Consider the following 25,958-nt stretch of genomic DNA (forward strand, 5'->3'; position numbering starts at 1 on the left):
GGCAGTTTCGGAGCAAGCGCCATCCCAGGTCTTTGTTCCGGCGGTCGATCTATGCCCCGAATGCGTTCCTCAGGCCAAGCACATGTTCACCGCCTACCCACCCTTCGTAGATCATGTTTAGGGCGACGTAGAGGATGACCGCGAGGCCGATGTAATTGATCCAGTGATAGCGCTGGATGAGCCGAGCTACGTAATTCGCGGCAAAACCCATGAACAGGACCGAGAAGCTGAGCCCGATCACCAGGAGAGCCGGATTTTCCTTCGCGATCGAGGCGACGAGCAGGACGTTGTCCAAGCTCATGCTGAGGTCGGCGATCGCAATCTGCACTGCGGCCTGCAGAAATGTCTTCGTGCGAGGCGGGCCTTCGATCTCAGGCGTGTCCGGGTCGTCGGAGATGACCGTCGCCCGCGGATGCAACTCGCGCCACATATTGTAGGCGACCCACAGAAGCAGGAGGCCGCCCGCGAACACGAGACCGGTGACCTTGAGCAATTGCGTCGCGATCACCGCAAACGTGATCAGGAATGCCAGCGCCATGCCGACGCCGAGCATCAGGACCCGGCGCCTGTCCTTCTCCGGGAGCCCCGACGCCAGCGACCCCATGATTACGACGTTGTCGCCGGCCATGGTAAGGTCGCCGACGATGATCTGGCCGAGCTTGGCCAGACCACCGGCGGTGAAGACGCTAGAGAAGCTGAAGCCGGTTATCATGAGCCGGTAGAACCGCTCGAGCGGACTACTGGTTCATCGAGGCGAAGAAGTCCTCGTTGGTCTTCGCATCCTTCATCTTGTCGAGAAGGAACTGCATCGCGTCGACGGTGCCCATCTGCATAAGAATCCGGCGAAGGACCCACATCTTCGACAGGACGCCCTGGTCGACCAGCAGCTCTTCCTTCCGGGTGCCGGACTTGCCGACGTCCAGCGACGGGAAGATGCGCTTGTCGGCGACCTTGCGATCGAGGACGATTTCGCTGTTACCGGTGCCCTTGAACTCTTCGAAGATGACTTCGTCCATCTTCGATCCGGTATCGATCAGCGCGGTCGCGATGATGGAGAGCGAACCGCCCTCCTCGATGTTGCGCGCGGCGCCAAAGAAGCGCTTCGGACGCTGCAAGGCGTTGGCATCGACACCGCCGGTAAGCACCTTGCCAGAGCTCGGAACCACCGTGTTGTAGGCGCGGCCGAGGCGGGTAATGGAGTCGAGAAGGATCACGACATCCTTCTTGTGCTCGACCAGACGCTTGGCCTTTTCTATAACCATTTCAGCGACTTGCACGTGACGAGAAGCCGGTTCGTCGAAGGTCGAGCTGATCACTTCGCCCTGAACCGATCGCTGCATGTCCGTAACTTCTTCCGGACGCTCGTCGATGAGCAGCACGATCAGAAACACTTCCGGATGGTTGGCGGTGATCGACCGGGCGATGTTCTGGAGAAGGACCGTTTTACCAGTCCGCGGCGGGGCGACGATCAGTGCGCGCTGGCCCTTTCCGAGCGGCGCGACGATGTCGATCACGCGGGCCGACTTGTCCTTGACTGTTGGATCCTTGGGATCGAGCTCGATCTTCGAAGTCGGATAGAGCGGCGTCAGGTTGTCGAAATTGACACGGTGGCGGACGGCCTCCGGGTCGTCGAAATTGATCTGGGTGACCTTGGTCAGTGCAAAATAGCGCTCGCCTTCCTTGGGGCCCGGATCTCGCCTTCGACGGTGTCACCGGTGCGCAACCCAAATCGGCGCACCACGCTCGGCGCGACATAGATGTCGTCAGGGCCGGCGAGATAGTTGGCTTCGGGCGAGCGGAGGAAGCCGAATCCGTCATTCAGGACTTCAATCGTTCCCGAGCCGTTGATTTCGGCGCCCGTTTCCGCGCGCACTTTGAGAATGGAGAACATGAGGTCCTGCTTACGCAGGGTGGATGCTCCCTCGACGCCGAGCTCCTCGGCCATGGTGACCAGTTCGGCGGGTGTTTGTTTCTTGAGATCTTTGAGATGCATTTCGTGGGTCGCTTCGGGCGAAGGTGGAGAATGGCTTTATTCAAAAAGCGCGGGATGGGCAGGACGCCTCATCCAGGACAAACGGTTCGTCGGCAAAGGAAGTGAACTGGCCGATTTAGCCGTCGGCGTCGAGGTATGTCTGGCGATGAACTAAGTCAATGCTTGCACGCAAGGATTGCGTCAGAAAGGCTTTACGATCACGAGAACGACGATGACCGCCGCGGCAACGCCAGGGATCTCGTTCATGATCCTCAGGGTGCGATTGTCGAGCGGTCGCTTTCCAGCGGCAAGGCGCTTGCCGTAGCTCGCCAGCCACCCCTGATAGCCGGACAGACCGACAACCATCGCCAATTTTCCGATAAACCAGCCTTGGGCCCAGGCATCGGTGATCCACGCTAGCGTGAGCCCGAGGATCCATACGATGATGATCGCCGGCGTGAGGATGATCGTACGGACCCTGTCCTCCCGCTCGATCCAAGCACGATCCTCGGCCGAACCCGGCGTCGTCTCATGATGATAGACGTAGAAACGCGGCAGGATGAACAAGCCGGCCATCCAGAAGATCACGAATGTGACATGCGCGGCCTTCACCCACGGATAAGCGAGGCCGAGTAAGTCGTGGAGATCGCTCATGCGCGCTTCTTCACCTCTGCAAGCATCTGTTCAACGTGAGCGATGGGTGTTTCCTGGAGAATTCCGTGACCGAGATTGAAGATGTGCGGCCGCCCGTCAAAAGCGTCAAGGATGCGCTTCACTGCGGCGCTCAGGCCTTCTCCGCCGGACAATAATGCCAGCGGGTCGAGATTACCCTGCACGGGAAGTCCCTTTGGAAGTTCCCTGTCCGCCCAGACCGGGTCGACCGTCTCGTCGAGCCCGATCGCATCGATCCCGGTCTCGCGGGCATATGCGCCCAGCTTTCCGCCGGCGCCCTTCGGGAAGCCGATAAACTTCACTTGGGGATACCGCTCTTTGACAGCGGCGGCGATGCGGGCGGTCGGGGCGATGACCCAACGCTCAAATTCGGCCGGTGCAAGGCTTCCTGCCCAGCTGTCGAACAATTGCACCACCTCGGCGCCGGCCTCGATCTGGCCGGCAAGATAGCCGAGCGTGACCTCCTCGATGCGATCGATGATCGCGTGAAACAGAGCGGGATCCGAATAAGCGAGGCGCCGCGTCTCGGATTGGTCGCGGCTGCCCTGTCCGGCCACCATGTATGTCGCCACCGTCCAGGGAGCCCCTGCAAAGCCGATCAGAGCCTTCGAAGGGTCCAGAGCCGCCTTCACCTTGCGAACCGTCTCGTAGATGGGCTCCAGACGCGCAGGGAAGGCCTGCAGGCTCTCCGGAGCTGCATTCGCCAGCGGGGCGTCAGGCGCGGGCCCTCGCCGGCGACGAAGCTCAGGTTCTGGCCGATTGCGAACGGTACGATCAAGATGTCGGAGAACAGGATCGCCGCGTCGAGCTGAGGAAAGCGCTTCAGCGGCTGAAGCGTGACCTCGGCCGCGGCATCGCTGTCGTAGACGAGGTCGAGAAAGCTTCCCTTGTCAGAACGAAGCTGGCGATATTCGGGCAGGTAGCGACCAGCCTGGCGCATCATCCACACGGGAGGAGGATCGAGCCGCTCACTGTTCAGCACGGCAAGCATCGGCTGGCGCGCCGACCCGGCTCCAGAGCTCTCATTCGGGCTCAAGGCCACCCTTCTCTCTCCCTATATATTAGAATCTTAGAAGATTGTTGTAGTTGTTGGGGCGCGGGACGCGGGGTTTAGGCGCGGCTCCCGATTTTGCCAACAAGCGGGGAATCAGACTCTGAAGGAGAGGCGGCGAGTCGCGACGCCTGTTGCCCATGATTCACAGGCTGGGGATCGAATCCCGCCTCCGTGGATGAATCTCGGGAAGGACCGAAATGGATGTCGGACAACGCGTCCGTTGAGCCAGTCCCCATGTCCGCGCTAGGACGCCACACCAGTTTTCCACAAGGTTGTTCGAAACGTGCTCATTCTCGCCTCCGGAAGCTCCATTCGCCGCAAGATGCTCGAAGACGCGGGCGTTGAGTTTGATGTTGTCCGGCCGGAGGTCGACGAGGCCGCGCTTAAGGCGGGCATGGATGATGGGGAGACGATCGCCCTGGAGTTGGCGAAGGCCAAGGCTGCCTCGGTCAGCTCCAATCGCCCTGGGGATTGGGTGATCGGAAGCGATTCCGTCGTACGCGTCGACGAACGGCTCTTCGACAAGCCGAGAAGCCGCGAAGAGGCCGCCGACCATCTCCGGCTGTTCTCGGGCAAGCCGATGCAGCTGTACAGCGCCGTCGCCTTGGCGCGCGGCGGATCCATCGAATGGAGCGATGTCGGTCGTGCCGAGCTGCATGTCCGCGACCTCAGCGAGGATTTCATCCAATCCTATCTGGATGCCGAGTGGCCGGAAGTCGGCAATTGTGTGGGAGTCTTCCGGATCGAGGGACGCGGAATCCAATTGTTCGACCGGATCATCGGTGGGCATTTCACGATCATGGGAATGCCGCTGATTCCGGTCCTCAAAGCGCTTCGAAAGCGGGAGATCCTGGCAAGATGACGTCACGGCGTCATGATGTCACTTATTGCGATTGGGTTCGGTCGTGATGCGGCTGGCTCTCACCGGATCGATCGGCATGGGCAAATCGACAGTCGCGAAGATGTTCGAGCGCGCCGGAGTCGCGGTGTTCGATGCCGATGCTGTCGTGCGCGATCTCCAGGCCAATGATCCCGCGCTCATTTTCGCTATCGGCGAACGATTCCCCGGGACGGTGACGAACGGCGTCCTCGATCGCGAGCGTCTTGCGCTCAAGGTGCTCGGCTTTCCCGCAGAGCTGGAGGCGCTCGAGGCCATCGTCCATCCCGCCGTACAGTCGGCCCGAACTCACTTTATCGAAAAGAACCGGGATGCGCCGGCACTGCTGTTTGACATTCCGCTGCTGTTCGAGACGGAAGGCGAGAATGCCTTCGACAAGATCATCGTCGTTTCGGCGCCGCCCGAAATCCAGCGTGAGCGAGTCCTGTCCCGGCCCGGCATGACGGCGAAAAAGCTCGACGCGATCCTTTCGCGCCAGATGCGCGACGACGAAAAGCGCAAACGAGCCGATTTCGTGGTAGATACGGGGGCGACCTATCCACAACTGAGCGGCAGGTCGGCGACATTCTGTCTTGTCTCGGAATCGGGCGAGGTGGATAGAAGAGCTGTGCGCGAAATCGTCTTCGATACGGAAACAACCGGTCTCAATCCGGCCGGTGGTGACCGAATGGTCGAAATCGGCTGCATCGAAATGATCAATCGGGTCGAAACGGGCCGCCATTTTCACGCTTACTTCAACCCTGAACGGGCGATGCCATCCGAAGCGGAGGCCGTCCACGGTCTCAGCACCATCTTCCTGTCGGCGCAGCCCTTGTTCGCCGACAAGGTTGAAGAGCTGATCGAATTCCTAGGAGACGCGCCGCTCGTCGCTCACAACGCGTCGTTCGACTTCGGATTCCTCAACCAGGAGCTCCTGATTTGCGGCCGCCCGACCGTTTGCATGAGCCGGATGGTCGATACCCTGGTGCTCGCAAGGGCAAGGCATCCCGGCGCCAAACATAGCCTCGACGCGCTTTGCACGCGGTTCGGCGTGGATCGCAGTCTCCGGGTAAAGCATGGCGCCTTACTCGACGCGCAACTGCTTGCGCAGGTCTATGTGGAACTCACCGGAGGCCGGCAGATCGGCCTTGGCCTGGTGGCCGAAACGGACGCCAGGGAAGTCAGAGTTAGCGGACCGACTGTGACGGTTCGCGAGCCCCGCGTTCCGCGCCCGCACTTTGCGAGCTCGGAGGAACTGGAGCGGCATCGTGCGTTTATCGCTCAGATGGCGAGCCCACTTTGGGAACGCTACGCAGCGGTCGCCTGAGGCGATTGACGCATTGGCCGCAGCGCGCCTAAGCGGCGCGCCGCGCAGAAAGGAGGGCTGGTTAGGTGGACGTACGGGTGACGGGCCATCAGGTCGACGTCGGAGATTCCTTGCAGACTCAGGCCGTGAGCCGGATCGAAGGACTCGCTGAGAAATATTTTCCACGCGCAGTTGCTGCGAACGTGACGTTCAGTCCGGGCCCTACGCAGACTTTGTCTGCGACATCGTCGCCCCGGTCATCAACAACGTCGTCCTGAAAGCGCATCAGCGAGCCCCCGAGGCGCACATCGCGTTCGAGGGTGCGGCTGACAAGATCGAGAAGCAGCTCAGCAAATATGCCAAGCGGCTTCGCGAGCACAAAGCCGACGGCACGTCGCAGTTCGTGGAAGATGCCGGCTACACGGTCTTCGCGCCTCAGCCGGAAGTGCCCGTCGAAAAGGACGAGGCAATGCATCCGACGATCGTTGCCGAGACGAAGGTCGACATCCCGGAAGCCAGCGTCTCCGACGCGGTCATGCTGCTCGATCTTCGCAACACGAATGCGCTGATGTTCAAGAATAGTGCATCGGGGAAACTCAACATGATCTACCGCCGCGACGACGGTAATATCGGCTGGGTTGAACCGCCCGCCGGCTGACAACATTTGCAATATGTGTATCGGTGGCGGCGCGGCGGCGTCTCCACCGCGGTCGTGAGTAAGATATGCACCTTTCGGATTTTCTCGATTTTGACGCGATCAAGCCGTCCCTTCCGGGCGGCAACAAGCGCGCGTTGCTTCAGCAGCTCGCGCAGATCGCGGCCGGCCGCCTCGATGCCGACGCCGGCGAGATTCTATCGAGCGTCAGCGAACGCGAGCGACTGGGCTCGACCGGTTTCGGCCAGGGAGTCGCCATCCCGCACGGCAAGATCGAGGGGCTGAGCCGAATCTACTGCCTGTTCGCCCGCCTGTCGGATCCGGTCGATTACAAGTCGATCGACGGTCAGAAGGTCGATCTGGTCTTCCTTCTCCTTTCGCCGCCCGATGCCGGAGCCGAGCATTTGAAAGCGCTTGCCGCGATCAGCCGGGTGACGCGTCACGCGCCGACGCTCGAGAAGATGCGCGGTGCCCGCAGCCGCGACGCCCTCGCGGCGGTTCTCATGGGGGCCGATGAGCGAGACGCCGCCTGACGTCGAGCGACTGACGGCGACGGGTGCCGAGGCGCACTATCGCCGCCTCGAAGCGCTCTATCGCTCGGCCCCCGTCAACCGGCATTTTGAATCAGAAATCGAGATCACCGGGCCGGGCCAGGCGCGGATCCGCTTCAAGGTGGAGGAATCCTCCTACCATGCTGCGGGAGCGGCTCACGGCACGCTCTACTTCAAGATGCTGGACGACGTGGCGTTCTATGCTGCGAACAGCCTCATCAGCGACCGCTTCCTACTGACAACCGCTTTCAATCTCCACTTCACGCGGCCGATGCGTGCGGGCGAGGCCATCGCCGAGGGCAGGTGGATCAGCGGCCGTCGGCGAGTGATGATCGCAGACGCGCATATCATCGGTCCCGATGGCGAGGAGGCCGCGCGCGGAACCGGGACCTTCCTGAGGTCGCACATCCCGTTGAGCGGCCTGTCAGGCTACAAAGAGTGACGAAGGATCGGCTGCCGGCTCATCTCGAGGCGGCCGCGATCATGCGCCGGGCAGAGGCTACGGGCGGATTCGCAATGGTGCTTCGCAAGGGCGATCCCGATCGTGGTGCGCTGACTCTCCTGCTCAACGAAAGGGGAGAATTCCGCGGAATTCTAGAGCGCGAGCTTGGCCCCGACTTCACCTACGAGTGGACGTTCAAGAAAGCAGAAGAGAGCCAAGGTTCCGACTCTTTGCGCGAATTGATCGCGCGGCGGCAGCGGTTCGACGCTGATTCATGGTTAATTGAACTGGATATCGCGGAGCCGGAACGATTCATCGCTGAAACGATCCATTCGAGTTGACCCCTGCCCTCCCACCGGGAAAACAGGGGACAAGACAGAGCGGGGGCACCATCCGACCGGAAAGAGCCGGGGGCAGGTGCCACGCAAGACGGGGAATCAACACCAGGCGCGATCGTACGTTTTCGAACGTGATGAGACGCGCCTGTCTGTCGGTTAACCGCACTAAATTCGGATTTAATGTTGGTATCGTTTCGATCGGCACTGCTGGTTTTCGCAGCTGCAACCGCAAGTTCGGTTGCGCCGGCCCAGGTAGGCCCAATGTCCTCTGAACCTATTATTCCGGTTACGACCGCTTCGTATCCGAAGATCGTCGTACCCGAACCCATCTCGAACCCGACCTACACCCCGGATACGATCGATCCGGCAGATGCCAATTCCGCCGACAGCGATGAGACAGCGACACCGACTCCGGTCAAGCCGAGCGGCGATCTCTCCTCACTGGTGGCCCAGCTTCGCAGCTCCGAGCCCGGTAGCCGCGAGCTTGAGTGCCTCGCGGTTGGCGTCTACTTCGAATCCAAGAGTGAGCCGCTCGCGGGCCAGCTGGCCGTCGGCGAAGTGATCGCCAATCGCGCGAATTCGAATGGCCGCTTCCCTTCGACCTATTGCGGCGTCCTGTTCCAGCGCAGCCAATTCAGCTTCATTCGCGGGCGGTCGCTTCCGTCGGTCCCGCGTGCGAGCAAGCAATGGCAGACCGCTGTCGCAATCGCCAAGATCGTCGATCAGGATCTCAAGGACTCGGTTGTCGGTAACGCCTTGTTCTTCCACGCCAAGCGCGTGTCTCCGGGCTGGCGCCTGAGGCGCGTCGCATCGGTCGGCAATCATATCTTCTACCGCTAGAGCGGTTTTCGATATTCTTGTTTCGTTCTAGGGTGGCCAGCGATGGCCACCCTAATCGATTCGTGCTTTACCGATGCGCCGCCAATCGCGGCCGAAGTGGCGCGCGGGGTGACGCGGTTGTTTTGCCGGTCGGATCTGTTCGCCATCTGTGAAGTGCCGCTTCCGAACGGCCGGCGCGCCGACATGATGGCTATCGATGCAAAGGGCGCGCTGACAATCGTTGAGATCAAGGTCGCGAAAGCGGACCTGCTGAGCGATGCGAAGTGGACCGATTACCTGGAATATTGCGACCGGTTCTTCTGGGCCGTGCCGCCTGACCTCGCGCCGATCTGCAACGGTGAGCGATTTATGCCGAACGAGGCGGGACTGATCGTCGCCGACCGCTATGACGCGGCTTTGATGCGCGAGGCGCTGCATCGGCCGCTCGCTCCCGCAAGACGAAAGGCGGAACTGTTGCGATTCGCCAGGCGTGCGGCGCGTCGGCTGTCCGCGCAGATCGACCCCAGCATGGGGGACGACTTCTAGCTTATTTCAGCTTGAAGCTGTCGAGGTCCTCGGTCTTCGCGGGTTTCGGCTTCGCGGCCGATTCGATGGCCGTCAGAAGCGCGCGGCTACGGGTGTCGCGCTTGGCATAGTCCCTCGCGGAATAGCCGGCAGCCGAGTCCTTCTTGTCCGGGTCGGCGCCCTTCGCGAGCAGCAGCTTCACGGCCTCGAGCTGGCGCTGCTGGACTGCAACGATCAGCGGGGTCTCACCCATCTTGTTTCCGACATCGACCTTCGCCCCAAGGGCAAGCAGGATCTCGATGGCCTCGGTGTAGCCGACGCGTGCTGCAGCAATCAGGGGCGTGTCGCCGGATGCATTCGCAAGGCTGGGATTCGCGCCCTTGCCGAGGAGAAATTTGGTCCACAAATCGTCGGTCCGGGAGATGGCGATGATCAGCGCCGTTTCGCCCTTCAGGTTGCGGGTGTTGACGATCGTCGGCCTCGCCTCGATCAGTTCGGTGACTTTGTTGCCGTCTCGGTCGCGCACGGCGTTGATGAATGGCTCCGCGTCCGAGATATATTGTGCACCCACCGGTGCGGATGCCGACGCGAGCGCGAGCGCGACCAAAGCGAACCGTTTCATATTCTTTGCCCTTTTGCCCTCGGCTCCTTGAATGCGCCCCGATAGCAAAGCATGTCTGAACTTGTCATGGCCGACGCGCGAAACTCTTCCAATCCTTTTTGGGAAAAGCCTCTGTCCGAGCTGGACCGTGGACAGTGGGAGGCTTTGTGCGATGGCTGCGGCCGTTGTTGCCTGCACAAGCTCGAGGACGAGGAGACCGGTCTTCTCTACCCGACGAACGTCGCCTGCGAGCTGCTCGACCGCAGGAACGGCATGTGCATCGATTATGCGCATCGCAAGAAGAGGGTCGCCGACTGCGTCGTGCTCAATCGCAAGAGCATCGGGTCGTTGGACTGGCTGCCCGAAAGCTGCGCCTATCGCCTGCGGTCCGAAGGTAAGCCCCTCCCGCCTGGCATTATCTGATTTCGGGAAGCCGCGAGACCGTCCACGAAGCCCGCCAATCAACACGCGGCTGGACCGTAAGCGAGAAGGACGTCGAAGAACTGGAAGACCATGTGGTCGATCGCTCGCTCTGAGGCGCTCTTCCGGCACGACGATCTCCCGCTTCCAGTGGAGATTCGCGGGATGCGAGGGCGAAGCGGCTTCGACTAAGGCTGGACGAGAAGCGCGGCCTCCTGAAGCTGACTGGCCCTCTGAGGATGAACCGCAAGGCGGCGCTGGAATGGGCCGCCGAGCAGAAGGAATGGGTGGAAGCGCAGGTTGGCGCGATGCTTCCGCCGGAACCGTTCGTTCCAGGTGCAACCATCCCGGTGGAGGGTCGCGACGTCCTGCTCGAGCGGGTCGCGTCGGGACGGCGAACGCCGGTCCTGGACAACGTGCGTTTGACCTGCGGCGGACCCGAAGAGGGCTTCGCGCGAAGGGTTGAGACGTTTCTGAAGCGGAGAGCGGTCGACACGCTCTCGCGAGAGACTGCGGAGGCCGCGGACCGCGCCGGAGTGACCCTTAAGGCGGTCTCGGTCGGGGATGCGGAAACGCGCTGGGGCAGCTGCTCTTCGGCCGGGCGCATTCGCTACAATTGGAGGCTTATTCTAGCGCCGCCTGAGGTCCGGAAGTACGTTGTCGCGCACGAGGTCGCGCATCTCGTCCACCTGAACCATGGCCGCGAGTTCAAGGCATTGGAGTCTCGCCTGTTCGAAGGCGATGCCGAAGCGGCACGCCTATTGCTGCGGCGTATCGGGAGCCGGTTGAAGCGGATCGGCAGGACGCGGTGAGGTCGGGGCCGGCGGCCTGACGACCTGCGGACGTTGCGGCGGCTGTCTCTGCGGCTGACGCTGGGTGCTTCCCGGCGGGAGAACCTGGTCGAGCCATTGCTGATCGAGTTGCTCGGTCGTCTGAGCACCGGCCTGCCCTGGTTGCTGCGGTTGTTGAGGCAGCGGCTGGCCTGGCACCGGCATGGTATCGACGGGTTGGCCGGGGAGCGGGTTGCCATATTCGTCCACCAGCGGCGCGCTCCCGACTTCATTCCCGAGTGCGTAGGGGTCTTCCTCGCCCTCGATGTTCCAGTCCGGCATCGGCACTTCGGTCTGGAAGCTTTCGACGGGCCGACGAGCAACGGCGACGGCCATGAAATCGTGGAACGCACGTGCCGGCGCAGTGCCGCCCTGAAGGCCGGCGACCGGCCGAGCGTCATCCCGGCCCATCCACACGCCAGTAGTCAGGCCACTGGAAAAGCCGATGAACCAGCCGTCCTTGTTGGAACTGGTCGTGCCGGTCTTGCCCGCGACCGGACGCCCGATCTGCGCAGCCCGGCCGGTACCGGTTAGCACCGCGGACTGGAGCAGGTCGGTCATTTCCGCCGCGACCCAGGGCGCGACGAGCACCCGGCCCTCATCACTTTCCTTCTGGTACAGCAGCCGCCCATCGGCGGTGACGACCTTGCGAATCGCATAAGGCGTGACGGAAACACCCTGATTTCCGACCGAGGCGAAGGCTCGAGTCATGTCGATGAGGCGGACGTCGCTCGTTCCCAGCACCATCGACGGAAAGGTCGAGATATTGGTGCTGATCCCGAACCGGCGAGCCATGTCGGCGATCGTCCCGAAGCCGAGCTGGGCGCCGATCTTGGCACTGACCGTGTTGATCGAAAGGGCGAAGGCCTCGCGCAGGCTGACGGGTCCGCGGTTCGTGCGCGTTGAGTTGCGCGGCGTCCATCCGTCGATCGTCACCGGCTCGTCGACGATCGTGTCGGTCGGTTTCATCCCGGATTCGAGTGCCGCGAGATAAACGAAAAGCTTGAACGCGGAGCCGGGCTGGCGCTCGGCCTGGGTCGCACGGTTGTAGATCGAGTCCACATAGTCGCGGCCGCCGATCATCGCGCGCACTGCGCCATCGCGATCGATAGCGACGAGCGCGCCCTGCGCCTGGCTCGGAGTGTTCGCAGCGATGGCGCGTTCACCTGCCGCCTGCATGTTGGGATCGAGCGTTGTCCAGACCTCGATCGGCTGAGTGTTCTCGTCGATCAGGGTATCGAGCTGGGGAAGTGCCCAGTCGGTGAAATAGCGGACGCTGTTCTGCTTGGTGGTCGGCTGGATCTTGACCGCAGCCGAATCGACCTGCGCCGCGCGCTCGGGCGTGACGAAGCCATTCTCGACCATCGTCTTAAGCACGACTTCCGAACGGTCGCGGGCGGCTTCGACGTCGGCTGTCGGAGAATAATTGGACGGCGCCTTCACAAGGCCGGCGATGATCGCCGCCTCGCCGAGCGAGAGGCTGCGTGCGCTGTGCCCAAAGAACCGGCGCGAGGCAGCGTCGATGCCGTAGGCGCCACCGCCGAAATAGACGCGGTTGAGGTAGAGCTCGAGAATCTGGTTCTTCGAGAACTTCCGTTCGATCGCGAGCGAAAGAACGCCTTCCTTGATCTTGCGGCCGAAGGTGCGGCTGTTGGTCAGGAAGATGTTGCGGGCGAGCTGCTGGGTGATGGTCGAACCGCCCTGCGCCCAGCGTCCGGTGTCGATCCGGACCTTGGCGGCGCGGACGACGCCGATGGGGTCGACACCGAGATGCGAGCGGAAGCGCTTGTCCTCGACCGCGATCATCGCGGCCCGCATCTCCGGAGGGATCTGCTCATAAGGAAGCCACTGCCCGAAGCTGGGCCCTATGTTGACCAGAACGGCACCGTTTGCGGCCCGGACCCGGATCATCTGGCCAAGGTCGGAGCGCTTCGCGAGTTCGGAATAGCTCGGGAGGTTGGCGTAGGCGACGGCTACCGAGACGATCAGCGCAAGCAGACCGACGAGCGCGACGTAGATCAAGATCTTCAGCGCAGTCACTAACGGCCTGCGGGTGGGAGTAGGAGCGGCGCGGGCCATCTTGCCACGACGGATAGAAACTCGCGGGTCTACCGACAAGCGCCAGTCTTTACCGTCATCATTATCTCCCACCGCGCGCTCGCCGTCCGGCGCACCTATCCCAATTGCCGCGTTAGCGGCGGATTAACCGTGTTTTGAGGTTTGCCCAATAGCTATCGGAGCCATGAAGACGCGCACTGCGCTCTTTGTAATCGGGCTTGCGGCGGCGGCATCCTTGTCGGCGCCACCATCGGCGCGCGCCCAATGCCGCCTCTGCGAGAAGCCGAGCACGATGCCGGCAGCTGAGGGCGCCGAAGGTCCGATCGATCTCCAGATCGAGGCTGGTCTCGACTTCGATCGCCTCGTCGTCGTTGGCCCAGGCGATGGCACGGCTACCCTTCGTCCCGACGGCACTCGCCAGGCCAGCGGCTCGGTCGAGGCAATCAGCGGCCGGGCAATGGTCGGCCAAGCGAGTGTTCGAGGAGAGCCGGGGCGACTGATCCGGGTCGAGCTTCCGGAGCGGATCGAGCTCTACTCGCTCGACGGAGCGCGAATCAGTATCGACCAGATCGTCACCGACCTCTCTTCGGCACCGCGGCTCGATTCTTCGGGAAACCTGTCCTTCCGCTTCGGAGGAAGGATCCGGCTGTCAGGAAATACCGACGGCGACTTCCGCGGCGACGTACCGATTACCGTCGAATATCTCTGAATATTCTCCGTTTCGGAGTGAATCCTTTCCGCTTCGGTAACCATGCCCTTGAAGCAAGCCGTAATCGGGTGGGGTTAATGCAGCAGTCACGGGTGAGCGGACCGCCGGTCCACCAGCCGCGATATTTTTGGTTCGGAACAAGTGGGGAAATCTCAATGACGAAACTCCTTCGTACGACGTGCCTGGCTGCGTCTGTCGCTGCCACCGCACTGATCGCCACGCCGGCCGTCGCTGCACCCGTCGGTGCTAGCACGCCTGCTACGGCTCGCGCCAAAATCGTCCGTCCGCTTCTGCTGACCGCGACTCGTAACCTCGACTTCGGAACGATCACGCTCGGCACGGTTGCTGCCGGTGGCGAGACCGTTTCGATGACCCAGGCCGGCGTTGTTACCTGCGGTTCGGGTGGCCTGACCTGCTCGGGCGCTCCGGTTTCTGCGCAGTACAACGTGCAGGGCACCAACAACCAGGTCGTGCAGATCTTCGCCGTCGCCAGCCCGCTGACGAACGCGAACGACGCTACGACGCTGTCGTTCACGCCGAACGCTCCGGCGACGACGACGCTCACCAACTCGGGCGCTCCGGGCACCAACTTCAACGTTGGCGGCTCGATCGTGATTACGCCGACCACCACGGACGGCGTCTACAGCGGCAACATCAACGTCACCGTTGATTACCAGTAAGCTGCTGACGGCCCGAAAGGGCTGATCGGAAGGGAAGGGGTCGCGGTTCGCCGCGACCCCTTTTCCGTTATTCGGCCGGGGAAACCGGCATGGTTAGCGGGATATCAACCATTTTGGACCAACTCTCCGCCACGAACCCGTGGGGAGAATAGAATGTCCTTGTTCCGCGTAGCGGCCCGCGCCGCGCTGCTTGTTCCAATGTTGCTTTGGGCGCCGGCCGTACAGGCCGGGGTTGGCGACCTTCTGGTGGCGCCGACGCGCATCATTCTGAACGGAAGCCGCGGGACGGAAATCATCCTCAACAACATCGGCGACGATGTCGCGACTTACCGGATCTCGGTCGAGCTTCGCCGGATGACTCCCGACGGAATGCTTCACGACGTGACCGATCCGGATGCGGAGGAGCAGCTGGCCCAGTCGATGATCGTCTACGCGCCCCGGCGCGTGACCCTGGCTCCGCGCGAGCCGCAAACGATCCGCATTTCGGCCCGCGCCCCCAAGGATCTCCCCGACGGCGAATATCGCGTCCACCTGCTGTTTCGGGCGGTGCCGCCGCCGAGCCCGGTCGAGGCACCCAAGGACGTGAAGGGGATCGCCTTCGCTCTGACCCCATTTACGGCGTGACCATCCCGGTGATCGCGCGTTTCGGCAACCTCGAAGCTAAGGCCGGCATCGCGAACGTCAAGCTGACGCAGGCCGAAGGCAAGCCGGCGGTCAGCCTCGAGCTGACCCGGGCGGGGGAGCGCTCTACGTTCGGCGAGGTCCGCGTGATGAAGGCGGGGATCAAGGATCCCATCGCCGTGCAGCGCGGCGTCGCCATCTACACCGAAGTCGGCCAGCGCAGCCTCACCATACCGGTCGATGAGAAATATGCGTCCTCCGCAAAGGGCCGGGTGACCGTCCAGTATGTCGAGCCGAGCGACACCGGCCCGCTGACCATCGCGGAAGCGGACGCGGTCCTGAACTAGGCCGCTGGGGCTGTGGCGAGACAGGAGGATGCTCCGCATCGGCAAGAAGCTCCGGGCGATCGCCCTGCTTGGCCTGGCCTGCGCCGGCGGGATCAGTGCGCCCGCAGCCACTCCCATTGCCGACGGCTGGTCGGCGGATCCTGAAGCCCAGTTCCTACTCGACGTAAACGTTCGCCGTCTCCGCCTCGGGGACGGCGTTCGCGCTTATGAGACGCCCGAAGGCACGTGCATCATCTTTGGTGACTTCCTGACTGCCCTCGATGTGCCGATGAAGATCGACCTCGCCGCGAAGAAGGCCAGCGGCTGGGCGTTCAAGGAGCAGAACAGGATCGTCGTCGACGCGTCGTCAGGCGTCGCAACTTACGGACAAAACACGGAAAAGCTGGCTCGCGGGACGGTTCGGGAGACGCCCGAAGGCTGGTGCGTGGATAGCGCTGCACTCGCGCGGTGGTTCGGGATCGGAATCAAGGCGAACACAGGCGCCTCGGCGCTGATCCTGGAATCGGAAGCGAAGCTGCCGGTCGAGCTCGCGGTCGAGCGAGAGCGGCGTGCGGCGCAGATCAAGCCCGCAAAGTTCGACTTGAAGAGCCTCCCGCAGGTGAAGCTCCCCTATCGGATGTGGCGAGCACCCGCGCTGGACTTCGTGGTCAGCGCCGGAGTTACCTATCGCGCCAACGACGGCGTCCGGGTCGATCGCAGCACGTCGATCTACGCGGCGGGCGAGGTTGCGCGGATGTCCTACGATGCGAAGCTCTCCACAAACGCGAAGGGCGTCCCGAGCACGTTGCGACTGCGCGCCTATCGCTCGGACCCTGACGCAGGCCTCCTAGGCCCGCTCAAGGCGACGCATTTCGGCTTTGGCGATGTCGCGGGGCTCGACAGCGGCCTTGGCGGCTCCGGAGCCAGTGGGCGAGGCGCGGTCGTCACCAACCGTCCGCTCTTCAACCCGACCGCGTTCGACAAGACACGGTTCGAAGGTGATCTGCCCGCCGGGTGGGAGGCCGAGCTTTATCGCAACGGCGAGCTTCTGGCATTTGCCCGCCCCACTGCGGGGTCACGCTATGTCTTTGACGACGTTCAGCTTTTGTACGGCGAAAACCAAGTCAGCATCGTCCTCTATGGGCCGCAAGGGCAGATCCGGACGCGCGAGGAGATGATCAACGTCGGCCAGGATAACGTGCCGGCTGGCAAGACCTGGTACTGGGCCGGCGTGAACCAGCCCGGCAGGGATGTTGTCGCATTCCATAATTCACCGGACGCGCTGACCCTTCCAAAGGCCCAGGCGGCAGTTTCCGTCGAGCACGGCATCGACGACCGGACATCCGTCGCAACGATCGCGCGCGCAATGCTGATCGAAGATGAGCGCGTGACGTTCGTCGAAGGGTCGGTTCGCCGCTCGATCGGTCCGGCGCTCGTCGAGGCCGGCGTCGCCTGGGAAAGCGGAGGCGGGCGTGCGGCACATGCGCAAGTGCTTGCAAAGTTCGGGAAAATTAACGTCAGCGGCGAAGCTCTGGTCGCCAGCAACTTTCATTTGCAGGGCCAGCAACTGCGAAGGACGGTCAAGGACTTCAAGCTGGCCGTCGACACGCCGCTTCGCATCGGCCGCTCCGTCGTCCCCGCGCATGCCGACGTCCGGCTAATCAAGCAGGCGGATAATTCCAGCCAATTGGAAGCTGCCGCACGGCTTTCGACCACGATTCGGCGATTCAATCTCGCCACAGACGTGCGTTATCGCCGCCAATTCCTGGCTCACGGGCCATCGCCGCCCGGCGCGGTCGAGGTTGCGCTGATCGGGTCGGGCGGAATCGGAAACGTTCGCCTGCGCGGCTTCGGCAGCATGGAGGTCGCGCCACAGGCGCGCTTCCGTTCTGCGGAGCTCAGCGCTTACTGGTCGGCGAGCGAACATGTCGATTGGGAGGGCGCGCTTGCGTATGACGCGGGTGCGAAACGAGCGCGTGCGCGCGTCTCGCATATCCGGCGTTTCGACTCGATGGCGCTTGCGGTCACGGGCGAGGCGGCAACCGACGGATCGGTCGCGGTCGGGTTCAACCTGAATTTCTCGCTCGATCCAAGCCACGGATTTGGCCTTTCGCGTCAGCCACTTGCCGCTGCAGGGGCGGTGCGCGCGCGCGTCTATCGCGACCGTAACGACAATGGCGTCCGCGATAATTCGGAGCCTTTCGAGAAGGGTGCCCTAATCACGACGGGAACGCGCATCACCGAAAAGCCCACCGACGAACGAGGGGCGGTCCTGGTCGGGGGACTGGCGACGTTTACTCCGGTTGCCGTGGGGATCGATCCCAGCAGCCTCGCCGACCCCAATCTCGTTCCAAGGAAGGCCTTGCAGGTCGTGGTTCCGCGTCCGGGCGTGCCTGCGGAGGTCGAGATCGGGCTCGTCGGCGGCGGCGAAATCGAAGGCGCGATTATCAAGAGCGGCGGCCTGGGCTTCGAAGGCCTCAAACTCGAGCTGCTAGACGAAGCGGGCAAGATCGTCGCAACGGCCGAGACCGATTATGACGGCTATTACCTGTTCGAGCGCGTGCCATACGGCCGGTACTCCGTGCGCGTCAGCGCAGAATCCGCGACCGCGGCAAAAATCCTGCCCAGCTTGAATGCGTCCGCCGAGGTCAATGAGGACCGATCGGTGGCTCGAATGGGCTCGATCCAGGTCACGAAGATACCGAGCGTGGCGTCCGCCAACTGAAGAAGTCGTCCGAGACGACTTCCCATTCCGCTATTGATTCTCAAAAACAGAAACTCGCCCGGGAGGGAGCGATCCGACTCTTTCAGGATTTCAGATGGTGCGGTCGAGAAGACTCGAACTTCCACGGCCTTTCGGCCACAGCGACCTCAACGCTGCGCGTCTACCAGTTCCGCCACGACCGCACGTCATGAAGATGGGGAGTGGGCCGTCGGCCGCAATCCCGGTAGGCGCGCGCCTCTAGCAAGGGATTCCAAGGCGCGCAACGCTGCCGTTTCGTCCCGCGCCGGGACGAATGCTTAAGAGACTGTTTACCATTGACCGTCCGGGCGTTTAGCAATGCGGAATGTTGCCGCTGTTTCTCGCCGCGATCTCCGCAAATGCCTCTGCCGAACCGGCGATGCACGTCGTCGCCGCACAGCCGGCGCAAGCGACGATCCGGATCATACGTGGAGCGGAGATTCACTTCAGCGAGACGACGGGCTTCGACGAAAGCATCGTGCGGACAGCCCTGGTGCGCGAGCGCGACGGATCTATCCGGTCCGCCCCACTGGTCGAATTCTACTGAATCAGATCTTCGGCTCGCCGAGCGTGACGGTGAGTTCCTGCGCGGCCGGAGGAATGTTGAGCTCCGCGCTGTTGAAGCTCGCGCTGCCGCCGGGCGGGATCGTCTTCATCGGCGGCGGGATCGTCCACTTGTAGACGACCTTTCCTGACGCGTCGTGGAGTTGCGCGTAGATCGGCGGGACCTTCTGCTGCTGGTCCGTAGGGTTGATGATGCGCCCGCTGATGTTCAGGAACTCATTGCCGCTCGCGAGCTGAGTACGGTCGCTGTGTGTCATCATCAGCTGGAGCGGAGTGTCGCCCGCATCGGCTATGCCCAGGCGCTGACGGAGCTCCAGCGGCGCGAGGAACCACACGCCGGCCACGATCGCGGCAATGAGTAGAACGAGGATTGCGACGATCAGAAATCGACCGCGCGACTTCCTCGGCTCGGCCTCTCGTGGCGCGAAGGGGGTGAAATCCTCATCTTCCTCAACCCATTCCAGCCGATGGGACGGCGTCGCTTCGGCGAGACCTACGACTTCGGTCTCCGGCGGGATGGGCGGAGGGCTCGGCGCCTCGGTAAGCGGTTCGTCCTCCTCGAACGCGGCGGACGCCGCAACTGCCTCTGGAAGTCGCTCCTCGTCGGTCGAAGCCTCTCCGTAATCCTCAGGTAAATATTGAGCGGTCTGCTCTTCAACTGCTTCGAATTCTCGCTGTCCGACTTCCGGCTCGCGCGAAACGGCCTCAGCTTTAGGCTCGGGAGGTGTCTCGGAGGCAGACGGAAATTCGCGCCAACTGTGCTGGCAGGCCTTGCAGCGAACCTGACGGCCTGCCGGCGGGATGGCGCCGTCCTTCACGACATATTGGGTGCCGCAGGAAGGGCAGGTCAGGATCATGCGCAACACTCGTCCTTCGTTTGCAGAGGGTAAACAGGAATGTGCGGCCATTGGCAAGGCGGCGGCCCCATGCGAGAAGCCGGGTGGCAAGGAGGGGCGGGCATCTGTCGGCAATCGTCGAATTCGACAGTGTTGGTTTGCGTTACGGCACGGGGCGGAAGTACTTCGCGACCTCGATTTCCGGCTCGCAAAGGGCGGATTCTATTTCCTGACCGGACCGTCCGGTGCAGGGAAAACGTCCCTGCTCCAGCTTCTGTACCTGGCCCGCCGACCGACCCGCGGAAGGATCCAGCTGTTTGATCAGGATCTCACGGACGCGCCGCGCGATGTCCTGCCCGACTTTCGGCGACGCATCGGGGTCGTCTTCCAGGATTTCCGCCTGATCCGGCATCTGTCGGCCTTCGACAATGTCGCGCTGCCTTTGCGCATCGCGGGCAGGAGCGATGCTGAAGTAGAGGGGCCCGTCCGCGAGATGCTTGCCTGGGTAGGGCTTGCAGATCGCGCGAGCGCGCGTCCGCCGACGCTTTCCGGCGGAGAGCAACAGCGAGTGGCGATTGCCCGGGCGGTCATCAGCCAGCCCGAGCTGCTCGTTGCCGATGAGCCGACCGGAAACGTCGATGCGGACATGGCCACCCGCCTGCTGCACTTGTTCACTGCGCTCAACCGGCTCGGAACCACGATCGTGGTCGCGACTCACGATGTTAGCCTGATCGCGAGGACGCCGGGGGCCCGACTGATGCGGCTCGAGAAGGGCTCAATGGCCGATCCCACCGGTATTCTGCGCAATCCTCCGACGGAGGTACGCGGCCGATGAGTTTGGCCTTCTTGGCGGGGACCGAGGCCGAGCGCAGGTTGCTCCCGGGCGGCGCGATGCGCGGCCCGACCCTTATGTCATTGCGATCATGACCTTCGCGATGATGGTCGTTGCGGCCGCCGGACTTGCACTCGCCAATGCGGCCGGGATCGTCGCGGGCGCCGTCGAGCATCGCTACGTGCTGCAGGTCCCGGACGGGGGCGGCGGCAAGCTCGCGGCCGTCGAGCGCGCAGCCCGTTCCGTTCCGGGCGTTGCGTCCGTCGCGGCAGTGCCGGAAGCGGAAATGCGGCAAACGCTGGAAAAGTGGCTGGGTCCCGGGGGCTGGGTGCGGAATTGCCCGTGCCGGCCCTGGTTCATCTCGAGCTGGCTCCGACCGCTGATCCGGCGCAGGTGGGCGCTTTGCTTGGTCGGACCATTCCCGGTGCGCGCTTCATCGCGGAGCAGGCGACGGTTCAGCCGCTGCTCGCCTCGCTGCGTGCGCTACGCTGGCTGTCCGTGGCGCTCGTACTCCTGATGGCCGCAGCGACGTCTGCAGCGGTCGTCCTGGCTGCGAGGGGAGCGCTCGACACGCATCGCTCGACAATCGAGACCATGCACGGGATTGGCGCGACCGATCAGCAGGTCGCTTTGCTGTTTCAGCGCAAAATCGCTCTCGACGCCCTGGCCGGCGCGGTTGCGGGAGGCCTCGCTGCGGCGCTGGCTCTGATCGTCATCGGCGCCGGGGGCCTGGCAATGGCAAGCGATCTCGCTGGCGGACCTCCGCTTCGTGTCAGCGACTTCGTTGTCCTCGCCCTGATGCCTGTGGCCGCAGTTTTGCTGGCGACGCTTGTTGCGCGCTTTGCGGTGCTCAGTGCATTGCACAAGGTCATATGATCGCGCGCTTCGTCTCTTTCCTCATTCTCCTCTACGCGCTCGGCTTCATCTTCTTCGGAGTGACGCTGGGACGACCCGCCGATGCCGCGGTGCGCACGGATGCTGTGGTGGTGATCACGGGCGGGAAAGGGCGGATCGAGCATGCGATGACGGTCCTCGAAAAGGGAAAGGCAAAAAGAGTGCTGATCGCGGGCGCAGATCCGCTGGTGACGAAGAAGGACCTGATTTCCCGCTTCGGGGCGAAAAGCAGCCTGGTTCGCTGCTGCGTGGACCTTGGAAGCGAATCCGTCGACACTCGCTCCAATGCGGAGGAAGCGCAGCGCTGGCTCGCCAGGCACAATTACAAGTCGGTTCGATTGATCACCAACGACTGGCACATGCGCCGCGCGGCCTACGAATTCCGGCGAGTGCTAGGCGGCAAGTATGAGATAACTCACGACGCCGTCCGCACCGAGCCGTCGTTCATGACCCTCTTCGCCGAGTACAACAAATATCTGCTGAGACGCGCGGCCGTCTGGATCGACGTGTGATGTCGCTGCTGCGATCGGCGGTCTACGCTTTGGTCTTCTATCCGGCGACGATAGTGTTCGTGCTCGCCTGTTTCGTGGCGAGCCTGTTCGGATCAGGACCGATGCGATCGGTGGTGCATGCGTGGACCGACTTTCATCACTGGTTCGTGCGCCTGCTCGGAACACGAGTGGAGGTCAGTGGCACTATCCCCAACGGCTCCTTTCTGATCGCGGTCAAGCATCAGTCGATGTTCGAAACGCTGGAAATGATGCGGATAGCCAGGACGCCGGTCGTTATCCTGAAGCGCGAGCTCAGTAGGCTGCCCGGGTTCGGCTGGGCAACGCGACGTTATGGCGTCATTCCTGTTGATCGGGAGGCCGGCGCTAAGGCACTTCGCGAGATGCTTGTGGCCGGCAAGGAGGCGGCAGCTTCGGGCGGCCAGTGCTCATTTACCCGGAGGGAACACGGGTCCATTCAGGGACAATGCCTCCGCTCCAGGCCGGCTTCGCAGGGCTCTACAAAGTCCTGGGCATGCCCGTGGTGCCAGTGGCGGTCGACAGCGGCCGCTTCTGGGGCCGCAACCTGCCGCATGGCAGCGGAACCGTGCACTTCCTCGTTGGAGAGGCGATTCCTGCTGGGCTGAAGCGCGACGAGATCGAGGCACGCGTGCACGCCGCGATCAACGCCCTCGAACTAGCTCCTCAGCCGAGCGCCTAGTTTCTGAGCCGCGGCAACGATCCGCTTCGAGATCTCGGCCAGCTCGGCCTCGGTGAAGCTCTTATCGCCGGGCTGCAGCGTAACCTCGACCGCCAGGCTAAGGCCGTCAGCTGATTCAAACCGATCGAACAGCCGAGCCGCGCTAATAGCCTGCTTGTCGGCTCCACGGATTGCGCGGACGAGATTGTCGGCCTGGATGTCCGATGTAACGAGAAAGGCGAAGTCGCGGGTTACTGGCTGGAGTGCAGGCGGCTTGTAATGCGGCCTGGCGTGACCGCTCGAACGCGGTGCCGGGATCGCATCGAGGTAGACCTCTGCGGCCACAGAGCCCTTAGGTGCGTCAACCAGCTTTTCGAGCCGTGGGTGAAGCTCGCCGAACGCGGCGACGATCGTCTTTGGCCCGAGCCGTAGCGTGGCCGAGCGGCCGGGATGCCATGTCGGTCCGGCGTCCGGATAAAGCTGAAGGTTCGCCACGGGCGCGCCGGCAGCATCGAGAAGAGCGAGAGCCTCGGCCTTGGCATCGAAGGCGTCGAACGCCTTGGCCTTTCCAGCCTGCCAGCTGCGCGGCTGCTTGTCGCCGGCAAGCAGCAAGGTGGCGGTCGGATGCTCAGCATCAGCGAGGTAGCGGCGGCCGATCTCAAACAGCCGCGTGGACGGCGCCCCGCGATCGAGGTTGCGGCGCGCAGCAGCGATCAGGCCCGGAAGCAAGGAAGGCCGCATGACCTTCATGTCTTCGCTTATCGGATTGGCCAATCGCCAATCGGTCGTGCCGAACGCCGCGGCTTCCTCTTCCGAAATGAAACTCCATGTCACGGCCTCATCGAGCCCGCGCGCTGCAGCGGCACGGCGGACGTTCCGTTCGATCATCTGCGACCGAGTGGCCGTCGGCTTGGCGACGCCTGCTTTGCGAGGCAGGGGTGTGGAGATGACGCGGTCGTAGCCGATGATGCGCGCGACTTCCTCCACGAGATCGGCCGTTCCGGCGACATCGCGCCGCCACGTGGGGACCCGCACATCGTTCGCGCCGGCGAACTCGAAACCCAGCGATTCGAGGATTGCGCGCTGGCGCTCCTCCGGCACTTCCACTCCGCCCAGAGCGAAGGCGCGGTCGCGATCGAAGCGAACGGTGCGATCCTCGACCGGCGGGACGCCTTGGTGGATCGCCTCCGAAGCTTCGCCGCCGCAAATGTCGAGGATAAGGCCAGAGAGGATCTCCAGACCGTCGGCGAGAAAGGCGGGATCGACACCGCGTTCAAAGCGGCTGCGCGCGTCGCTGGTGAGGCCGAGCTTCTGGCCTGTCTGCGCGATCTTGTCCGGTGTGAAATAGGCGATCTCGAGCATCACGTCGGTCGTGCCCTCGGTAACGCCCGAATCCTCGCCGCCCATGATTCCACCGATGTCGTGGACCTGACGCTCGTCAGCGATGACGGTCATCGACGGGTCGAGCACATATTCCTTCTCGTTGAGCGCGAGCACCTTCTCGCCATCGCGCGCCGACCGAGCGATGAGCGCTCCGTCCAGCTTGGCGATGTCGTAGGCGTGCGCGGGACGGCCGACATCGAGCATCACGTAATTGGTAATGTCGACGAGCGCCGAGATCGGCCGCTGGCCTGCGCTCTTGAGGCGGCGTTGCATCCAGTCAGGCGACGGTCCGTTGCGGACGCCGCGGACCGCTCGCCCGAAGAAGGCCGGGCAGCCTTCCGAATCCTCGATGCGGATATCAATATGGGACTTGAAGCTGCCCTCGATCTGCGGAACTGCGAGCGGCTTCAGCGTACCGAGGCCTGCCGCAGCGAGGTCTCGAGCGATTCCGCGAACGCCCATGCAATCCTGACGGTTGGGCGTGACATTCACGTCGAACACGGGGTCGTTGAGCTCGGCATAATCGGCGAAGGAGGTGCCGACCGGTGCATCGGCCGGGAGCTCGATGATGCCGTCATGCTCCTCGCCGATCTGCAGCTCGCGAACGGAGCACATCATGCCCGGCTCTCAACTCCGCGGATGGCAGCAACCTTCAGTGTCAGGTCAGATCCGGGAACGTAGGCGCCCGGAGGTCCGAACACACCGAGCATTCCGGCGCGCGCGTTCGGAGCGCCGCAGACGACCTGCACCGCGCCCTCGCCCGCATCCACGGTGAGGACCTGAAGCTTGTCCGCCTGCGGATGTTTCTCCGCCGTTAGCACCTTGGCGACGCGGAACGGCGCCAGGGCTTCGGCCGGATTCTCGAGGCTTTCGATTTCCAGGCCGATCGCGGTCAGCGTGTCGGCGATCGTCTGTGCGTCGGCATTGGTGTCGAGGTGCTGCTTCAGCCAGCTCAGCGAAAACTTCATGCGCCCACTCCTCCGCTGAGCGTGGGCACGTCGAGCGCTCGGAAGCCATAATGCTTCAGCCAGCGGATATCGCCGTCGAAGAAGGCGCGGAGATCATCCATTCCGTATTTAAGCATCGCCAGGCGATCGATCCCGCAGCCGAAGGCGAAGCCCTGCCATTTGTCGGGATCAAGCCCGCAATTGGCGATCACCTTCGGGTGAACCATTCCGGAGCCGAGCACTTCCATGAAGCCTTCGCTGCCGCCGATGGTGCGCTTGCCGTTCACGAGCGTGTAGCCGACGTCGACCTCGGCCGACGGCTCGGTGAACGGGAAATAGGACGGGCGCATGCGCAGCACGACGTCGTCACGCTCGAAGAAGGCCTTGAGGAAGGTCTCCAGCGTCCACTTGAGGTGACCCATGTGGATTGCCCGGTCGATGACCAGGCCTTCGACCTGGTGGAACATGGGCGTGTGGGTAGCGTCGCTGTCGGACCGGTACACACGGCCCGGCGCGATAACGTAGAGCGGTGCGCCTTTCGCCTGCATCTCGCGGATCTGAACCGGCGAGGTGTGGGTGCGCAGGACCTTTGCTTCTTGCTCTCCTTCATGCCGCTCGAGGTAGAAGGTGTCTTGCATCGCGCGCGCCGGGTGGAACTCCGGCATGTTGAGCGCAGTGAAGTTGTGCCACTGGTCCTCGATCTCCGGACCTTCGGCAACCGCGAAGCCGAGGTCGGCGAAGATCTCCGCCAGCTCGTCCATCACCTGGCTAACCGGATGAACGGTGCCGCTCGGCGTTTCCGGCGCGGGCAGCGACAGGTCGAGGGTCTCGGTCGCCAGCTTGCGGTTGAGTTCGGCAGTTTCGAGAGCAGACTTGCGATCGGCGAGGGCGCTCGTGACCTGCTCTCGGAAGGCATGGATCTTTGGCGCTTCGGCCGCTCGCGTCTCAGGATCCATCGAACCAAGCGACTTAAGCTGCTGCGTGATGCTTCCGGACTTGCCGAGCACGGACACGCGAAGTTGATCGAGCGCACCCAGGTCGGCTGCGCTTCGGATCTGGTCGAGAAGGTCGGTGTCTGACGCCATGGGGCGGCCTTAGCTGCACCGCAGCGCAAA

23 protein-coding genes, 1 tRNA gene and 9 pseudogenes are annotated in these 25,958 nt (G+C 63.1%); 23 read left to right on the forward strand and 10 right to left on the reverse strand.

Translation table 11 applies throughout. The features are described from left to right. Nucleotides 1-49: 49 nt before the first annotated feature. From H9L14_RS13105 to hemE, 4 genes and pseudogenes are all read right to left on the reverse strand, one after another. Nucleotides 50-712: a YjbE family putative metal transport protein gene (locus tag H9L14_RS13105; protein ID WP_187708447.1), complete on the reverse strand. Its 663-nt coding sequence runs from the start codon at nt 710-712 to the stop codon at nt 50-52. 25 nt (nt 713-737) lie between these two features. Next, a pseudogene (gene rho / locus H9L14_RS13110) lies at nt 738-1,993 on the reverse strand (transcription termination factor Rho). A 180-nt stretch (nt 1,994-2,173) separates the two neighbouring features. After that, entirely contained in the window at nt 2,174-2,626 is a 453-nt protein-coding gene (locus tag H9L14_RS13115; protein WP_187708448.1) for a CopD family protein, read from the reverse strand. Next, nucleotides 2,623-3,635 (reverse strand): annotated as a pseudogene (gene hemE / locus H9L14_RS13120) (uroporphyrinogen decarboxylase). The gene H9L14_RS13115 and the pseudogene hemE overlap by 4 nt, the downstream one beginning before the upstream one ends. A 346-nt stretch (nt 3,636-3,981) precedes the next feature. Between hemE and H9L14_RS13125 the strand changes: the two are divergent. The 9 genes and pseudogenes from H9L14_RS13125 (at nt 3,982) to H9L14_RS13160 (ending at nt 9,232) form a co-directional block, all read left to right on the forward strand. Further along, nucleotides 3,982-4,560 (forward strand): Maf family protein, encoded by a 579-nt coding sequence (locus tag H9L14_RS13125; RefSeq protein ID WP_187708449.1) that lies wholly within the window; start codon nt 3,982-3,984, stop codon nt 4,558-4,560. Nucleotides 4,561-4,660: 100 nt separating this feature from the next. Next, nucleotides 4,661-5,077: pseudogene (gene coaE / locus H9L14_RS15185) on the forward strand (dephospho-CoA kinase); the annotation flags it as partial. 126 nt (nt 5,078-5,203) lie between these two features. Further along, complete coding sequence (gene dnaQ, locus H9L14_RS15190; protein WP_222949991.1) at nt 5,204-5,902, forward strand: DNA polymerase III subunit epsilon; 699 nt, start codon at nt 5,204-5,206, stop codon at nt 5,900-5,902. A gap of 65 nt (nt 5,903-5,967) precedes the next feature. Continuing rightward, nucleotides 5,968-6,539, forward strand: a pseudogene (hpf, locus tag H9L14_RS13135) (ribosome hibernation-promoting factor, HPF/YfiA family). Nucleotides 6,540-6,604: 65 nt separating this feature from the next. Beyond that, on the forward strand, nt 6,605-7,069 hold the full coding sequence (locus tag H9L14_RS13140; RefSeq protein ID WP_187708451.1) for a PTS sugar transporter subunit IIA: 465 nt from the start codon (nt 6,605-6,607) through the stop codon (nt 7,067-7,069). After that, nucleotides 7,050-7,529: a PaaI family thioesterase gene (locus tag H9L14_RS13145; protein ID WP_187708452.1), complete on the forward strand. Its 480-nt coding sequence runs from the start codon at nt 7,050-7,052 to the stop codon at nt 7,527-7,529. Before H9L14_RS13140 ends, H9L14_RS13145 begins: the two co-directional genes overlap by 20 nt. 41 nt (nt 7,530-7,570) lie before the next feature. Next, a complete protein-coding gene (locus H9L14_RS13150; protein WP_246444633.1) occupies nt 7,571-7,870 on the forward strand; it encodes a DUF1491 family protein in 300 nt (99 codons plus the stop codon). 258 nt (nt 7,871-8,128) lie between these two features. Further along, nucleotides 8,129-8,707 (forward strand): cell wall hydrolase, encoded by a 579-nt coding sequence (locus H9L14_RS13155; RefSeq protein ID WP_187708454.1) that lies wholly within the window; start codon nt 8,129-8,131, stop codon nt 8,705-8,707. 42 nt (nt 8,708-8,749) lie between these two features. Beyond that, entirely contained in the window at nt 8,750-9,232 is a 483-nt protein-coding gene (locus H9L14_RS13160) for an MmcB family DNA repair protein (RefSeq protein ID WP_187708455.1), read from the forward strand. A gap of 1 nt (nt 9,233) precedes the next feature. Here H9L14_RS13160 and H9L14_RS13165 read toward each other — a convergent pair whose 3' ends face one another. Next, nucleotides 9,234-9,833 carry an ankyrin repeat domain-containing protein gene (locus tag H9L14_RS13165; RefSeq protein WP_187708456.1) on the reverse strand — a complete coding sequence of 200 codons (600 nt, stop codon included), beginning with the start codon at nt 9,831-9,833 and terminating at the stop codon, nt 9,234-9,236. 66 nt (nt 9,834-9,899) lie between these two features. On the opposite strand from H9L14_RS13165, the pseudogene H9L14_RS13170 reads away from it, so the two are divergent. Then, nucleotides 9,900-10,348 (forward strand): annotated as a pseudogene (locus tag H9L14_RS13170) (YcgN family cysteine cluster protein). 72 nt (nt 10,349-10,420) lie between these two features. Beyond that, nucleotides 10,421-11,044, forward strand: a pseudogene (locus H9L14_RS13175) (M48 family metallopeptidase); the annotation flags it as partial. Here H9L14_RS13175 and H9L14_RS13180 read toward each other — a convergent pair. After that, on the reverse strand, nt 10,991-13,141 hold the full coding sequence (locus tag H9L14_RS13180; RefSeq protein ID WP_187708457.1) for a transglycosylase domain-containing protein: 2,151 nt from the start codon (nt 13,139-13,141) through the stop codon (nt 10,991-10,993). The pseudogene H9L14_RS13175 and the gene H9L14_RS13180 sit on opposite strands and share 54 nt — an antisense overlap. Nucleotides 13,142-13,304: 163 nt before the next feature. On the opposite strand from H9L14_RS13180, the gene H9L14_RS13185 reads away from it, so the two are divergent. From H9L14_RS13185 to H9L14_RS13205, 5 genes are all read left to right on the forward strand, one after another. Next, nucleotides 13,305-13,829, forward strand: a complete 525-nt coding sequence (locus H9L14_RS13185; protein WP_187708458.1) for a DUF4402 domain-containing protein — start codon at nt 13,305-13,307, stop codon at nt 13,827-13,829. Between the two features lie 155 nt (nt 13,830-13,984). Next, nucleotides 13,985-14,509 carry a DUF4402 domain-containing protein gene (locus tag H9L14_RS13190; RefSeq protein ID WP_187708459.1) on the forward strand — a complete coding sequence of 175 codons (525 nt, stop codon included), beginning with the start codon at nt 13,985-13,987 and terminating at the stop codon, nt 14,507-14,509. A gap of 153 nt (nt 14,510-14,662) precedes the next feature. Continuing rightward, on the forward strand, nt 14,663-15,133 hold the full coding sequence (locus H9L14_RS13195; protein ID WP_187708460.1) for a fimbrial biogenesis chaperone: 471 nt from the start codon (nt 14,663-14,665) through the stop codon (nt 15,131-15,133). Next, entirely contained in the window at nt 15,130-15,477 is a 348-nt protein-coding gene (locus H9L14_RS13200) for a hypothetical protein (RefSeq protein WP_187708461.1), read from the forward strand. The genes H9L14_RS13195 and H9L14_RS13200 overlap by 4 nt, the downstream gene beginning before the upstream one ends. A 28-nt stretch (nt 15,478-15,505) precedes the next feature. Then, nucleotides 15,506-18,181 (forward strand): SdrD B-like domain-containing protein, encoded by a 2,676-nt coding sequence (locus H9L14_RS13205; protein ID WP_187708462.1) that lies wholly within the window; start codon nt 15,506-15,508, stop codon nt 18,179-18,181. 95 nt (nt 18,182-18,276) lie between these two features. On the opposite strand, the gene H9L14_RS13210 is transcribed toward H9L14_RS13205, so the two are convergent. Beyond that, nucleotides 18,277-18,363 (reverse strand) — tRNA-Leu (locus tag H9L14_RS13210). A gap of 161 nt (nt 18,364-18,524) precedes the next feature. On the opposite strand from H9L14_RS13210, the gene H9L14_RS13215 reads away from it, so the two are divergent. Then, nucleotides 18,525-18,746 (forward strand): hypothetical protein, encoded by a 222-nt coding sequence (locus H9L14_RS13215; RefSeq protein WP_187708463.1) that lies wholly within the window; start codon nt 18,525-18,527, stop codon nt 18,744-18,746. A 1-nt stretch (nt 18,747) separates the two neighbouring features. On the opposite strand, the gene H9L14_RS13220 is transcribed toward H9L14_RS13215, so the two are convergent. Further along, a complete protein-coding gene (locus tag H9L14_RS13220; RefSeq protein ID WP_187708464.1) occupies nt 18,748-19,620 on the reverse strand; it encodes a zinc-ribbon domain-containing protein in 873 nt (290 codons plus the stop codon). Nucleotides 19,621-19,724: 104 nt separating this feature from the next. Between H9L14_RS13220 and ftsE the strand changes: the two are divergent. The 6 genes and pseudogenes from ftsE to H9L14_RS17160 all read left to right on the forward strand — a co-directional run bounded on the left by ftsE (nt 19,725) and on the right by H9L14_RS17160 (nt 22,534). Next, a pseudogene (gene ftsE / locus H9L14_RS13225) lies at nt 19,725-20,434 on the forward strand (cell division ATP-binding protein FtsE). A 100-nt stretch (nt 20,435-20,534) separates the two neighbouring features. Next, nucleotides 20,535-20,948, forward strand: a complete 414-nt coding sequence (locus tag H9L14_RS13230; RefSeq protein ID WP_222949838.1) for a hypothetical protein — start codon at nt 20,535-20,537, stop codon at nt 20,946-20,948. Then, a complete protein-coding gene (locus H9L14_RS13235) occupies nt 20,948-21,307 on the forward strand; it encodes an FtsX-like permease family protein (protein WP_222949839.1) in 360 nt (119 codons plus the stop codon). Before H9L14_RS13230 ends, H9L14_RS13235 begins: the two co-directional genes overlap by 1 nt. Next, the gene (locus H9L14_RS13240; protein ID WP_187708468.1) at nt 21,304-21,837 is read left to right on the forward strand and encodes a YdcF family protein; all 534 of its coding nucleotides are present in this window, start codon (nt 21,304-21,306) and stop codon (nt 21,835-21,837) included. The genes H9L14_RS13235 and H9L14_RS13240 overlap by 4 nt, the downstream gene beginning before the upstream one ends. 227 nt (nt 21,838-22,064) lie before the next feature. After that, nucleotides 22,065-22,160: pseudogene (locus tag H9L14_RS17155) on the forward strand (1-acyl-sn-glycerol-3-phosphate acyltransferase); the annotation flags it as partial. Nucleotides 22,161-22,300: 140 nt separating this feature from the next. Beyond that, a complete protein-coding gene (locus H9L14_RS17160; RefSeq protein WP_343070198.1) occupies nt 22,301-22,534 on the forward strand; it encodes a hypothetical protein in 234 nt (77 codons plus the stop codon). Here H9L14_RS17160 and pheT read toward each other — a convergent pair. Together pheT and pheS are read right to left on the reverse strand one after the other, a co-directional pair. Further along, nucleotides 22,511-24,864, reverse strand: a pseudogene (pheT, locus tag H9L14_RS13250) (phenylalanine--tRNA ligase subunit beta). The gene H9L14_RS17160 and the pseudogene pheT sit on opposite strands and share 24 nt — an antisense overlap. Then, entirely contained in the window at nt 24,861-25,928 is a 1,068-nt protein-coding gene (gene pheS, locus H9L14_RS13255) for a phenylalanine--tRNA ligase subunit alpha (RefSeq protein ID WP_187708469.1), read from the reverse strand. Before pheS ends, pheT begins: the two are co-directional and overlap by 4 nt. Nucleotides 25,929-25,958 lie beyond the last annotated feature (30 nt).

Origin of the sequence: Sphingomonas sediminicola, assembly GCF_014489515.1 — a bacterium.
In the GTDB taxonomy this organism is placed as follows: domain Bacteria; phylum Pseudomonadota; class Alphaproteobacteria; order Sphingomonadales; family Sphingomonadaceae; genus Sphingomicrobium; species Sphingomicrobium sediminicola.